We start from the raw sequence: 12,890 nt of genomic DNA, 5'->3' as shown, positions 1-12,890 counted from the left end.
AGGAATTTGCCTCATGCCGAACACCTCTGTTCGGGCTGCCGCCGAAGGTATGCCCAACGTCAACCGCCGCAACCTCTTGCTGGGTGCGGCTGCTATCTCAACCGCTGCCGCTGTCATCATGGTCGCGCCTTATGCTCATGCGGCGGCGGGCTCGACCAGCGTGCAGGACGCTATTGCTGCCTGTCAGTCGGCGGAAAGCACCTACGCCATTTGCAATGCCAAGGAGGTCGCAATCGCCGAAGCGCTCGGCGACAAACTTTTCCCAGAGTGGACACCACCAGGCGGGCTCACGTCCATCTGGTCGCATCGGCCTAAACCGTTCCGCTCGTCGGCGGAATTCGAAGCTGAGATTGCTCGGAAACTGGGTCAGGTCGAGGAGTCGTGGGCATCCAGCTGCATGGATCGCGCCGGCCACAATCGGTGGATGGCGAGCCTCGCCAGTGCGCGGGATGAAGGTTTGACTTCTTTGCGCGAGCAGGAAGCCACTATCGACGCGAGCGAATACCACGAAGCATCCCAGTTGTCAGACGAGGCGCTAGAGCGTTTCGGCGAAGTATGGGGGCGTCTCTTACGCCAGCCGTGCCAGACGATTGACGATGTCCGGGCGAAGGCGGACTGCCTCCTACACTCATACGAGCAAATGGGTTGGGCCGTGGATGCCGAAGAAGTCGTCGCGCTCCTTACGTCGTTCTCGGTTGCGCGGGAGGCATGACCATGGGTGAGGTTATTGCTTTCCGGCCGAAGCCCGCGCCAGTCGTGACAGACGAGCTGGCCGAAATCACAACATGGTTGAAGCCTGCCAAGGACTGGCGGACTGGCCGCATGCAAATCGAGTTGGCGTTTCATTTCCGCATGGTCGCCGACTTTCGCCGGATACTCGCTATCGATACGCACGGCAGGGAAAGTCACGAGGCAATCGAGACCAGGGAGCTTGCCGAAAAGGCGTTTCAGGCGTGGCGGGTCGAAGGCCTGAAGCAGGTGTTCATTCCTGCCGAGCGTGTTTCCCACCTTCGCTGGAAACAGGATTGGCTGCAGCGGAATGGTGGCGGCACTCCCGAAACCGCGCTGGCCATTTCCCGCGATGAGGTGGCATTGGCCGGGCGGCTCGAAGCAGTCGGGCGGAAGCAGGCGGGGCGAAGGGCGAACCGGAAGGCGGTGCTGTCATGAACGTGCAGCTTCGCCTTTTCGACCCGGCCGTCCGCCGCTCGATCGAGGATGAAATTGAGCGGCTGATTTCCCTGCTGGACCTCGTGGAGCCCGACCCGGATCTAGAGCCGTACTTGGCAGGCGGCATTGAGGTGGTCGGCACCGAAGACCGCGAGCAAGACGACTGCGACCTTGAAGAACAGCATGACGCGGAGGGGTATTGCCCGGAAGACTATGGCGAAACCCATAGCTGGTCGAACGATCCCGAGTTGCCGCAGATCGGGCAGGATTGGCACACTGATTCGTGGGCAAGGTTAGTCCCGCGCCGGGCCGCTCGCTGCTGACAAATGAGCCGATCCCTTTTAAAGCCCGCTGCCTCACGGTGGCGGGCTTTAAGGCTCGAAGGGCACTTCGTGCCCGCATTCGCGGCACTTGAATAGATCCTTATTGCCGCCACTCCCTTGGTTGACCAAGGGCTGCTGCTTGGCTTGTAATATCCAACAGCGCGGGCATTGTGGCGTCTCGTCATTGAAAGGCTGATACCTGTGCATACGGGCAGCCGCAGAGGCAGCGCTGTCCAGGTCGAACTTCAATTTTGCCCTAGTTTCATCGAGTAGTGTGAGTTTGCGTCGGAGTTTCCCGGCCTTCCTCTCCTCGATAAAAGCCAACTGGCTGGCATCATACTTGAGGGTCTCCCTGAATAATTCGAACATCAAACCCTCCCGCGCGTCGCCTCGATGTCCCGTGAACCTGCCGATAGTCGCAGGAAACCCTTGGAAAGCAACGGGTGAACAGGCTGCGAACAAACTGCTACGCTTTTTGCAACGCAACGCTACGGTATCGTGCGGGATAGGAAGGCACGTAAGGCGCAACATAGCCCGCCAAGACGTTGACAACAAATGACTTAATGGGATTAAACGGGAGGGGGAGGGATGCGCGTAACCGAATTTCAAGACCGGTGCCTTAAACCGCTCGGCCATTCCTCCGTTGTGATTTTGCAATCACTTAGGTAGTGCGATGCCGGCTGGCTTCGGCCTGTTGGCACCGGATTGGCACCGAGGGCGTTCCCGACTGGTTCGCGCTTCATTCCTGTAGTGCGGCATTGAGGGCCGCGTCAACCACCGCTGCGGCACCTTCCTGCTGTCCTGGGAGCAGGTGCGCATGAATGTTCAGGGTGACTGACGGATCGGCGTGACCGGCGCGGGCCGACACGACCTGCACAGGAACGCCGTTGCGCAACAGGTGCGTGATACAGGTATGAGGGAGACCATGGAAGGTGACTTGCGGATCACCAGCAGTTTCGGCTTCCCGAGTGAACTCTTTTGACAACGGGCGAAGGGTTCGAATACGGCCATCCCACGTCGGAAAAGCCAGATCCTTCTCAACCTTGCCCATGCCAAGCTTCAAGCGATGTTCCTCGCTGGCCGGCGCCATGTGCTGCATTGAAAGAAAACTCGCCGGGCGAAGGAACCCCAATCCCTCAAGCCCGGCGAAAGTTTACTTCCTGATCCCCGATCAGGGCCGGTAGGAGGAGGGTACCGGCAATCTATGCAGTGCAAAACCGGTGCCAGCATTTTTGTCCCGAAATGAGACAGGCCAACGCGAGCCATGCGCGACAGCGAACTTACCGACGCCCTGGCCAGGCTGGACGCGATGGGCCGAGGGCGTAGGCGGATACGAGATTGAGCGGACATGGTGGCAGGGCAAGGTCTTGCACTTCCCCAAGCTCAACGTGTCGGTCTGCTTCGACGGATCTGAAAGGGTTCACGAGCGGCAGGCCGCGCGGGACGCTTCGGCGCTGTAGGACGGCGACCAGGGGAAACGCTTGCTGGCGAGGCCGTTGGCGCTCTGATACGATCGGCCTGTGGATCAAGAGACTTTAGATCATCATGCGCTCGGCTTGCTGAAGCAGTATCGAGATGTCCTGGTCGAGAGCTTTGCGCCCCGTGACGCTGATGGCGTGCCTGAAATCAGGACTCTAGCCCAAAGCACCGACCCTTTAGAAATCGCAGCTTTGAAGGACATTGAATTACTCGATGCGGTGATCGGCGCGATGTCAGGCCAGATCGTTCGCCACTCTATCTGAAACCGTCCGCTGGAACCTGAGCTGCCGAGCTTATGGCTCAATGAGCACGCGCGGAATCGATTTCCTAGATCAATGGATTGCCAACAACGTCCCCGAGACGGCAAAGGCCCGATGTCATCTCGGTTGACGAGCTCACCCACAAACTGATTGCTGACGCGGCGGTGATCGGAATTTGGGGGATCGAGATCGGCGAAGAGGTCGACAGATGCTGGCGTGCCGGAGTGACCATTCGCCGCTTGCCGGCGAGATCACGCGGCTTGACCTTCCATGTACTGGAAGGTGTATGGCCCAAGCGTGACTTGGAGGTAGGCGCATGAACATTGGAGTTGCGGCCTGCCCGCACTGGGGAGCGCACAACTCGGTGAAACGCATCGTCCTTGCGGTGGGGCTTGCACTGGCTTGTGTTTCAACCCTGGCCGCTGCCAAGGTTGGCAGTGAAGCACTCATCGTGGCCCGCCAAGCGTCCATGAAACAAATGGCAGCGGCTGCAAAAACGCTTGCTGGGATGTTAACGGCCAAGTCCCTTACAATGCTGCTGCATTTCGAGACGCTGCTGAAACCCTACGAGATCGAACCGGGAGCCTCGTTGGCGAGTTTCCATCCGGATCGCTCGGTCCACTGTCCGGTGCCAAACCGGAAATCGACCAAGACCGACGAAGTTTTGAGGCGCTGGCTCACCACATCGCCACGCTCACAACTGCACTTGCTAAGGAGGCTGCGAATGCGCCCCCGCAAATCAACGCCGAAATGCGGATGGGGCCTGGAACGATGATGGACGGCGGAAGTCTGCTGGGGAAGCGCACTAACGCGGCTGAACCCGATCCGGCGACGCTGCCCGCAGAACACTTGGTGCACATGATTTTGCAGGATTGCACCAGTTGCCACTCCAGGTTCCGCCAAAAGATTCGCTGACGGTCGTCCACGAATTAATTTCTCTGATGATTTTGTCGACGCGCAACTCCTGCTTAGCGGCATGAGTGAACGGGCGCTGGCGGGGCGCTACTTGCCCTGAAGCCGGTGCTTGCCGCTGCTCCCGCCGTCGCTGGTACATCCGCAGTCGACGGCGGGTGCCGGCCTTAAAGCTGCACCGGCCATTGCGGGGGAGGTCAGATCTCCCGCTCAAGTGACTCTACAACCAAATCTGAAGTCGCTCAATTAAGGCTAAGTGCGGGTGGCCATCATCCTTTCAGGGGCCTTACCGGGCGCTTGCCGGAACCATCTCAACGACGTCCAAGCGCTTATCGACCGGCTCGGCCCGGATCGCGGCTCCATGCATTGGGATCTGGTCTCTTCGGCTGCTCGGATTGTAAGGCTGCAAGGAGCGACCGCCGGCCGGTGTTCTTCACTGTGGTTCCTGATTGCCGGGGTATCCAGGCGCAGCGCAACCGCGACTGGAAACCGACGTTCTCATATCGCCAAGCGAACGGCGCTAGATGTCCCGCTACGGATCAATTGTGCTTGGCACCGAAATTGCTCTGTTGATTAAAACAGCGAGATATCTCTCTAGATGATCGAAAGCGCCCCTAGGATTGTCTGCAATTCGTGCAGAGTGCCCCTCAGCAGCGTCAGTGAGCCTCAAGGGTCCGACCTCTTATCTTGCCCCAATTGCCGGATTTCCGACACATACGACAACGTCATGCTTGAACTTGGCCAACGCACGGCGGACGCACTTTTGCGCGCGATCTACCGACCTGTTCCCTCGAGGATCTATCGTTTCGCCCTTCTCTTTTCAGAAGGGGGACACCACCCCAAGCCGACAAGGTCGCCCCTGATGAGCACGACTAGTGACGAGGACCGCCGTATGCGAATGCGGGTCAGGCGGAGGAAGGATGGTCCGTCCCGTGCCTAAAGAGGCCAACGGAAACGCGCGCTGTGCTTCATATAAGACCAGAAAGATGGAGTAGGTGGGCAACTCGCATGCCGAGGCCCACTGTGAATTCGCCATCGTTGGCAGCAAAGTCCCAACCGAAGAATGCCGCCCAGCCAAAAAGCAGAATGGAGAAGCGCATTAAACGACGCTAAATTAGACATGTTGAATAAAGGTTAAGGGCTTCATATGCGACGGTTAGCCCTGAGCCTTTCCCCCCGACCGGGCACTACCATGTTGACCCAGAAATGCCAGTGAAGCCGGTCGCTTTTCCGCCAGGCAATCCATCCCGGCGCCCTTTTGACACTCAACAAACCAGCGGGGCGCCGAGCCATTACCCAGCGGCGCTTTGAGGGGAACGGCGCCTAATATTCATCATAGCGCGCTCGCTGGAGTTTGAATACAGCCTTTTGGACAATGCCCCGCGGTTGAAAAAATGCCGGCCGGATGCCCGTCACCAAAAAATCCGGGCTTTCTTAAATCCGAACTCTATTCGCTACGGCTGGCCTGCCTCTTAGGTCTGACCCTGGCAAGCGATTGTCGCCTACGAGACGGTCTTCGGACGATAGTTTGGGCGGTATGAAAGGACCCGTGGCGCCGATCTCGCCTAGCCAATCCTCGTAGCCAGTGTTCATTTTGGACACCAGTTCATCGGGATCATGTATCCCGGACTGGAACAGGCTCTTGAGGCGCCGGCCGAAGTGTTCCCATGCCGGATGGCCTTCTGGAATTCCTGCCTCTGTGCAATAGTCGTTGAGAACCTTTGTCAGCATTGCAGGTTGCTCAGAATCGAGATGATCGTCGGATGACATCGCTTTATCCCTCGTAGGGGCGAAAGCGTGATCGACTCTTCCAAGCGCCAGGCGCCCGTTCAAATTGGCCAGCGACGTTCCTTCAGTACGCTTTAGTCAGCGATTAGCGAGTCAAATCGGGCGTGGAGCAAAGCTTGGGAAATATCTTTCAGCCGACGGAACGTTTGTGCTCGCCCGGTGTTATCACCCTGATCCCCGCATAGGGATCATAAAGGGCCTTGCCCCTCCTGGCCCTAGTTTGAGTCCGCTGTCTCCCCGGCAGCGGACCCGACGCATTTCAGTGATCGTCGGCATCCTGTTCCATAGCCTTACGAGTCAGTAAGTCGTCGGTCCGCGCAAAGCCAGATAACCATCACCGTCGGCAGCGAACGGCACTTTGCTGCCCGGCGGGCCTCCACCTGCCGAAAATCAAAGGCCCGCTGCCCGCTCTCAGTCGCTGGCGGCGGGCTTTTCGCCCAAGGGGGCATTGGTGGTGACTAAGCAGCAGAGCATCGTCCAGCCGCTTCTCTCGCCTAGCAGCGAGCATTACCGAGCGCTGCAGCGCACCCACGAAGCGCTGTTGAAGACGGTGAAGGACGTCACCGGCAAAGGATGCGCCGTTCATTCAATGGTTCGGGACAGGGCCTGTGCGGCCTCCCAAGGGTGGTAGCGCCATCCCATGACCATGAAATATCCGTTCGTCGAGGACACGCTCGGCAAGAAGCTGCAGATCGGGTCGGGGCTTTCCGTCGACTGCACGACGTGCCGCCGGCATGCCGACCTCGATATCCAAGCGCTGGTGACCGTCTCGGCGAAGATTACGGCTGCCTACGATGGGATTTGATCCGGGTCCTATTCTGCCAGCCCTGCCGTGACGCTGGGCGCCCTGACCGAAACATCTCGTTCACCAGCCACCCGAAGACACCAGGGCAGCGACGCTCAGATTAAGCGGCCCGGCATCTCCGCACGGCGGGGGGCCAGCAGACTGTCGGGCCTGACCGGCGCGGGTTGGGGAGCGTGCCGGCTGGTGAAAATATACGCTTTCGCTAATATGTTCGGGACCTATCCGTAAGAACGATGGAAGCAGCAAAAGGTGGAGCACAAACCGGTAAAGATCTAAACGGAAGGCCAAAGCGATGGCGAAGGGGTTCGACGACAAAGGGAGGGAGCACAAATGGCCGCCTATCTTATCGCGGATGTAGACATAAAAGACGCTGCCGCGTTCGAGGAATACCGGCGGGATGTTCCGGCCACCGAGGCGCGCTACGGCGGGCGATACTTAGGTCGTGGCGGTGCGACCAAGGTTCTGGAAGGTGACTGGGAGCCACACCGTTTGGTTATTATCGAATTCCCCGATATGGCGTCATTGATGGGCTGGTACAATTCGCCGGAGTACGCCCGCCTGATCGAGATTCGAAAACGTTGCGCCAACACCAGGATCATTGCGCTGGAAGGGATCACAACACCCATTGTCTGACGGTGCCGCGAAGCGGGCCTTTAGGGCCAGTAAACGAGGGACTTCAGTCTTAATTGCGCGATATCTAATATACGATAAACTTATAAGCGCGGGGGGCTTTTCCCGCCAAGGTGGCCGGTGCGGCTTCGCTTCCCCAGCATCCCCTGCGCCGGCCATTCGCGTCGATAATAGGGAATTGTCAGATTGGATGCTGCACGCGTTAGCTTCGAGGCCAGGCGACGGGCAGATACGGTTGCGCCGCCGCCAAGATTTGATCCTATCAGGGGAAGTGTGGCGGCGGCGGCGATAGCCGGCAGCGTCGTTGCGGTCTTCTATTGGCTTGCAGGCGGCAATCACATCGCGGGTCCGATCGGCCTAATCACGATTTTTGCGTTTGCGCTGCAGTATCTTCATCTCCGGAGAAAGGAGCTGAAGAACAGTGAGGCCTTTGATACCTATTACATCAGATTGTTGGAACTTGAGAGGGCAAGAGAGAAAAGCTTGGCTGCCGTCAAACCAAGCACCGCTCCCGGTAAGCCCTCATCGCGCCTGGCGCCGCTGCCCCTACATCCTGATCGAGACATACGACAACAGGTAAATGATCGCGATGGAAGCCGTAGCGAGTACGACCCATACTCCTAAGCTGCTCATGCTTCCTCGCTTCCCGCCGGCGCACTCGTTGGGCAGGGTGTTGGGGTGGTGGACGCCGTCCCAGACGGAAAAGGTCCTCAAGCACAAGCTAATATAATTGAGATGCAGACGCCTATGGTGTGATCGCGGAACCCATGGCCTAAGCGCTCCCGTCGGTCTCGCCTTCCTCGTCGATCATCCGGACCCGCAATGAAGGCTGATGCCTGATGCCAATGAATGTTTCGCAGAGGTGGATCTTCCCGCGCTTTATCGAAATCCCGATCGGGATTTTCCGAGTCTTTGGTTGAAGGGCAGCTTTGACAGTCCAGGCCACATCCGTTGCCGAGCCAAACGTCTGCCCACCCACTTCTCACACCCAAAAGCGGCCCGGCCGCTTCCGGCTCAAAATAGGACGCTTGTTGCCTAACGCCTTGATCGTGCTGCAGACTGCCTCCCCGTCAGGGCGCTACGGCATTGTCAGGTTCGCAAGGCGGCTGGCCTTTGAAGTCACGAGCAAGGCACCCATACTTGTCGAACGTCTGCCCGGTTTCCCTCGCAGCTTTGGCCATCCCGCAACCCGAAATAGCCAGGCAGGAGAGCAGAGCAGTCGCGGTTCTCTTAACGAGCATCGATTCATGTCTGTCTAGGGGTGAGTTTAGAGCAAGGATTCCCGTCCGGAAAAGCACGCGGCTGCAATATGACTTCTCTGACATCTGACATTCCCCATGGCGCACCTTCGCCCGCACAAGCAGGTGCCGACTTCAGTCGTCTATTGGGAGCTTTTGTATCCCGCGTCGCCATTTTCATCAAACCTCGGAGTTTCTCCAAGGGACGGGCTAGGTGTGAGCTTTCAGGCACCAAGGCCCGCGGCGATCTCGGCCTCAAGCACGTTTGTGCCGGTATTCACTGGCGCTCGGAGCGACCAACGCAGCCGCCGCAACGTGGCGGGTTTTTTTGCATTTTAGACGAAACTAATATTATGGCGTCACGTTTGTATACCGGCCAGCTTGTGCCCCTCTCCGGCCTCTCTAGAGAAGCCCGTCATCTGCCCGCAAGGTGGCGTGGCTGCGTTGGCCGAAGTTAATTTCCGGCCAAACGCTCCTCCCGAGGTGACAACTGGATTCTCGAGGTCAAGTTCGACGGCTACCGCTCGAAGATCTATCAGCGCGTGAAGGATTCCCATTTTCAGAAGTTGCTGGCACATGTTAGCGCCAGAGCCCTATACTGCGACTCCGAGCGACCGAGCCTTGGCTGTTTGGAAATTAGACGTCCGCGAATGATCGCCGCCTTTGTTAAAGGTCTAAACTAGTGTCTCCAGCAGAACGCAAACGGCGAGAGCGTGTTTATACTGGGGACAATGCGACTTGGTTTTGGAGGGTTTCTCGGCCGATAGTATTGCGAGGCTTGGCGCTGGTTCACGACGGCATAATGGGTGCTGCCGCGATGTTGCTTTCGCTCGTGTTGAGGCTTGATTTCGATATTGTCGTTCAAAACCTGACGTATTTCCTTGGTGCAGCGGCTCTATTCGGGGTCATTGTCAGCGGCGTCGGTTTCTTGTTTGGACTGAACCGTGGTATTTGGCGCTATGCGTCGCTGACGGATCTCCTAGCAATCACCTATGCTGCTAGCGCGTCCGTCGCTAGCTTCACAGTGGCCCAATTCCTGCTGGATCGACTGGGCTCGATTCCCCGTTCTTCGATCTTGATCGCCTGGGCCTTCCTGATCGTGCTGCTAGCCGGGCCGCGTGCCGCGTATCGGCTCTATCGCAATCGCCACGACACCGGTCGCTTGTTCGATCGCGGCACCTGCAAGTTCGTGCTGCTGGTTGGAGCCACCGACAACGCCGACGCCTTCCTGAGGACCACCAAGGAGAGAGATAATGCGTCATTCAATATCCTCGCGATAATCGACGAACGGGGGCGCAGGACCGGACGTTCTATTCGCGGGGTTCCAGTGTTGGGTCCGCTGGAAAGACTGCCGCAGATCCTCAATCGATTTGAGGCCCAGGGGCGCCGACCCGAAGCGCTCATCCTGACGCGTTCGCGCGAGGACTATCAACAGCACGCCAGCATCGAGGCGTTGGTTGAGATTGCGACACAGCAGAAAGTCGAAATCCTGAAGCTTCCGAACCTTCTCGACATGCAAAGCATCGATGCTGAAATTGAGCCGCGTCCGATCAAGTTAGAAGATCTCTTGCATCGGCCGCCCGTTAGACTTGATGCGCTCAAGATCGCCTCAATGATCGAGGGCAGGACCGTAATGATCACCGGCGCGGGCGGTTCGATTGGATCCGAGCTGGCACGGCAGGTCGCGGCCCTGAACCCACGTGGCCTCATTCTCGTGGACGCCAGCGAGCACCTTCTCTACTCTATCAAGACTGAACTCGCTGGCACCCGCCCGAGCCTCAAGTTGCATGCTGCCCTCTGCAACGTGCGCGAAAAGGACGCCGTCGACAGAATCGTTGCCGGCCATAGGCCCGACGTGCTCTTCCACGCAGCAGCACTCAAGCATGTGCCGATCGTTGAGGCTCAGCCGCTTGAAGGCCTTTTCACCAACGCGATCGGGACGCGTAATGTCGCTGAGGCCGCGCTTCGTGCCAACGTCTCCACGATGATTATGGTGTCGACCGACAAGGCTGTGAATCCCTCTAGCGTTATGGGCGCGACCAAGCGGATGGCGGAGATGTTCTGCCAGGCGATGGATCTGGACTCGGCGGTCAACGGCACACGTTTCGTCACCGTTCGGTTCGGCAACGTCCTGGGCTCGGCCGGATCCGTGGTCCCACTGTTCGAGAAGCAGATCAGGGCCGGCGGCCCTGTGACAGTTACCCATCCGGAAATGGAACGCTTTTTCATGACAATTTCGGAAGCCTGCCTCCTCGTCCTGCAGGCGGCGGCCCATAGCCGCGAGCGGCAGCAGGAGCGCGGCCGAATTTACGTTCTCGACATGGGCTCGCCGGTGAAGATCGTGGATCTTGCTCGAAATCTCATCCGTCTCTCGGGGCACCGCCCGGACACCGACATTCAGATAGTCTACACCGGGCTTCGGCCTGGGGAAAAGCTTTGCGAGGAACTCTTCGACAACAAGGAAACCTTGAGCGGGACCGGTGCGTCGGGGATCCTGGCCGCATCTCCACGGTCGATCGAGGGAGCGCTGATCGTGCGCATCTTCGACGAAATGAAGCGCAGGATCGACGCCCAAGATTTGCCCGGCGCCCTACGGCTTCTGAAATCGACCGTCGGGGAATTTAATCCGGGGAGCGAGATTCACCTGCTGATGAGCGGGGAGGACTCGGGCAAGCACTGATCCTCATCGCGGTGCCACCGCCACAAGCTAAAAGCGTATTGCCATCCTGACTTTGTGCAAAGCGTCCCTACCATGTTCGCGTCCATGTCGCCTGGACGCAGGCCTAATCCGTCCAAGCTGCCGGCCGGCCGCCAAGGCACCGGCGCCACAATATTGCCCGGTTCCGGCCATAATCGATTAATACCGTGATAAACAATTCCTGCGCACAAAGGATCGGGGTTCACGGTGTCATTGGTATTGTCGAGTGAGTGCTTTGCTCCTCTGGCGGTTAGATGGCGGCGTCTTTCATCGAGACTGTAGGGGACATCTGAAAAAATGCAGGCTGTGACGCACCCGCGTCTTCGTCGCGCTGCTACAGTCGCGTTGTTGGCGGTGTCGGCTGCCTTACTGGCGGCTTGTGCATCGCCTGAACCCAAAGCGATGGTCTACAAAAAGACTCGCTCCAAGGAATATTTCTCCGAATCCGAATACGGCGTGAAGGCAAGCCCGCGTGTGGCCTTCCGGGGCGGGCGGCTGCAGCGTGGCGGCGGCCGGGACCAGCTCGGCAAGCCCTATCAGGTCCGGGGCAGGTGGTATTACCCGAAGGAAGACAAGCACTACGCCAAGGTCGGTCTGGCCTCCTGGTATGGCGATGCCTTCCACGGCCGGCTTACCGCCAATGGCGAAGTCTACGACATGACACACCTGACGGCGGCGCATCCGACCATGCCGTTGCCTAGCTATGCCCGTGTCACCAATCTCAAGACCGGCAGCTCGGTCATCGTTCGCGTCAACGATCGCGGCCCCTATCATGAAGGCCGCATCATCGATGTGTCGGAGCGCGCCGCCCAAATGCTTGATTATGCCAATATCGGCACCGCTCAGGTGAAGGTCGAGTATGTCGGCCGCGCACCGCTCGACGGCGATGACGACCAGTATCTGATGGCCTCCTACCATCCCGGCAACAGGGCGCCGGATCCGTCGGATGGACTGCCGACCGGCGTCATGGTCGCCATGAACGGACCGTCGCCGAGTCTTCCCGTTGGTGCCGCCGCCGTACCGTTTCCTGGCCAGTTGACCGATTCGGGGCCGGCCCAGGCGGTCATGCCGGCGCAGTCGCCGGCCTATGGCGACCTGGCATTGCCGGATTTCGGCCCGATCGTGCCGGAGCGCCCGGAGATCAACCTGCCGCCGCAATCGCCGTTTGCCGTGGCCTCGCTCTCCTATGCGGACGAGCGCGTAGAGCGCGCCTCCAACGCCTTCGCAGCGCTGGGCGGCGAGGGCATGTCACCGGCCGACCTGCTTCAATCGTGGAAGCGTCAGTCGCCGTCGGCCGGTTCGCCCACCGACTATGTTGCGGCAGGTTCGTTCGAGGATGCGGCGGAGGCCAAGCGCGTTGCCGCCCAGCTTGCCGCATTCGGCAAGATCGAGATCCAGCGTTCAGAACTCGACGGCGAGGATTGGTATTCGGTCAATCTTTATCCCGACGGCCACCGCAATCTGGATGATTTGCTGCAGGCAGCCTGGTCGCATGGCGCGCCGGATGCGCTGGCTGTGCGCAACTGAGCGCAAGCAAGGTCGGATCTCCACTGCGCGGTTGATCCGCCACGGAAAAAGCCTGATACTTTT

General features: G+C 59.0%; 11 protein-coding genes and 2 pseudogenes. 11 read left to right on the top strand and 2 right to left on the bottom strand.

Going from position 1 to position 12,890, the window contains the following annotated elements; translation table 11 throughout:
* Positions 1-13: 13 nt before the first annotated feature.
* The 3 genes from AC1DYW_RS18145 to AC1DYW_RS18135 are packed head-to-tail and all read left to right on the top strand — an operon-like array spanning position 14 to position 1,490.
* Entirely contained in the window at positions 14-712 is a 699-nt protein-coding gene (locus AC1DYW_RS18145) for a hypothetical protein (protein WP_477227139.1), read from the top strand.
* A gap of 2 nt (positions 713-714) precedes the next feature.
* A complete protein-coding gene (locus AC1DYW_RS18140; protein WP_477227138.1) occupies positions 715-1,167 on the top strand; it encodes a hypothetical protein in 453 nt (150 codons plus the stop codon).
* Positions 1,164-1,490 carry a hypothetical protein gene (locus tag AC1DYW_RS18135; RefSeq protein WP_477227137.1) on the top strand — a complete coding sequence of 109 codons (327 nt, stop codon included), beginning with the start codon at positions 1,164-1,166 and terminating at the stop codon, positions 1,488-1,490. The genes AC1DYW_RS18140 and AC1DYW_RS18135 overlap by 4 nt, the downstream gene beginning before the upstream one ends.
* Before the next feature lie 48 nt (positions 1,491-1,538).
* On the opposite strand, the gene AC1DYW_RS18130 is transcribed toward AC1DYW_RS18135, so the two are convergent.
* Both AC1DYW_RS18130 and AC1DYW_RS18125 read right to left on the bottom strand, forming a co-directional pair.
* The gene (locus AC1DYW_RS18130; protein ID WP_477227136.1) at positions 1,539-1,859 is read right to left on the bottom strand and encodes a hypothetical protein; all 321 of its coding nucleotides are present in this window, start codon (positions 1,857-1,859) and stop codon (positions 1,539-1,541) included.
* A 370-nt stretch (positions 1,860-2,229) separates the two neighbouring features.
* Positions 2,230-2,589: a tyrosine-type recombinase/integrase gene (locus AC1DYW_RS18125; protein ID WP_477227135.1), complete on the bottom strand. Its 360-nt coding sequence runs from the start codon at positions 2,587-2,589 to the stop codon at positions 2,230-2,232.
* A 421-nt stretch (positions 2,590-3,010) separates the two neighbouring features.
* Here AC1DYW_RS18125 and AC1DYW_RS18120 point away from each other — a divergent pair, with 421 nt between their 5' ends.
* From AC1DYW_RS18120 to AC1DYW_RS18085, 8 genes and pseudogenes are all read left to right on the top strand, one after another.
* Positions 3,011-3,232, top strand: a complete 222-nt coding sequence (locus AC1DYW_RS18120; RefSeq protein WP_457154245.1) for a hypothetical protein — start codon at positions 3,011-3,013, stop codon at positions 3,230-3,232.
* A 40-nt stretch (positions 3,233-3,272) separates the two neighbouring features.
* A pseudogene (locus AC1DYW_RS18115) lies at positions 3,273-3,447 on the top strand (DUF768 domain-containing protein); the annotation flags it as partial.
* A 352-nt stretch (positions 3,448-3,799) separates the two neighbouring features.
* A pseudogene (locus tag AC1DYW_RS18110) lies at positions 3,800-4,144 on the top strand (cytochrome c); the annotation flags it as partial.
* 2,425 nt (positions 4,145-6,569) lie between these two features.
* On the top strand, positions 6,570-6,734 hold the full coding sequence (locus tag AC1DYW_RS18105; RefSeq protein WP_477227134.1) for a hypothetical protein: 165 nt from the start codon (positions 6,570-6,572) through the stop codon (positions 6,732-6,734).
* A gap of 330 nt (positions 6,735-7,064) precedes the next feature.
* Entirely contained in the window at positions 7,065-7,367 is a 303-nt protein-coding gene (locus AC1DYW_RS18100; RefSeq protein WP_095091592.1) for a DUF1330 domain-containing protein, read from the top strand.
* A gap of 183 nt (positions 7,368-7,550) precedes the next feature.
* Positions 7,551-7,988: a hypothetical protein gene (locus AC1DYW_RS18095; protein WP_477227133.1), complete on the top strand. Its 438-nt coding sequence runs from the start codon at positions 7,551-7,553 to the stop codon at positions 7,986-7,988.
* A 1,416-nt stretch (positions 7,989-9,404) separates the two neighbouring features.
* Entirely contained in the window at positions 9,405-11,282 is a 1,878-nt protein-coding gene (locus AC1DYW_RS18090; protein WP_477227132.1) for a polysaccharide biosynthesis protein, read from the top strand.
* A 315-nt stretch (positions 11,283-11,597) separates the two neighbouring features.
* Positions 11,598-12,827: a septal ring lytic transglycosylase RlpA family protein gene (locus AC1DYW_RS18085; RefSeq protein WP_457153014.1), complete on the top strand. Its 1,230-nt coding sequence runs from the start codon at positions 11,598-11,600 to the stop codon at positions 12,825-12,827.
* The last annotated feature ends 63 nt before the right edge of the window (positions 12,828-12,890 follow it).

The organism is Mesorhizobium sp. P2_D5, from assembly GCF_056404355.1.
This window is presented reverse-complemented; position numbering and strand designations above follow the sequence as displayed.

Coding starts and splice junctions, on each gene's coding strand:
- AC1DYW_RS18100 (WP_095091592.1), top strand. CDS start 7,065: ATGGCCGCCTATCTTATCGCGGATGTAGACATAAAAGACGCTGCCGCG.
- AC1DYW_RS18140 (WP_477227138.1), top strand. CDS start 715: ATGGGTGAGGTTATTGCTTTCCGGCCGAAGCCCGCGCCAGTCGTGACA.
- AC1DYW_RS18135 (WP_477227137.1), top strand. CDS start 1,164: ATGAACGTGCAGCTTCGCCTTTTCGACCCGGCCGTCCGCCGCTCGATC.
- AC1DYW_RS18125 (WP_477227135.1), bottom strand. CDS start 2,589: ATGCAGCACATGGCGCCGGCCAGCGAGGAACATCGCTTGAAGCTTGGC.
- AC1DYW_RS18090 (WP_477227132.1), top strand. CDS start 9,405: ATGGGTGCTGCCGCGATGTTGCTTTCGCTCGTGTTGAGGCTTGATTTC.
- AC1DYW_RS18145 (WP_477227139.1), top strand. CDS start 14: ATGCCGAACACCTCTGTTCGGGCTGCCGCCGAAGGTATGCCCAACGTC.
- AC1DYW_RS18130 (WP_477227136.1), bottom strand. CDS start 1,859: ATGTTCGAATTATTCAGGGAGACCCTCAAGTATGATGCCAGCCAGTTG.
- AC1DYW_RS18085 (WP_457153014.1), top strand. CDS start 11,598: ATGCAGGCTGTGACGCACCCGCGTCTTCGTCGCGCTGCTACAGTCGCG.
- AC1DYW_RS18105 (WP_477227134.1), top strand. CDS start 6,570: ATGACCATGAAATATCCGTTCGTCGAGGACACGCTCGGCAAGAAGCTG.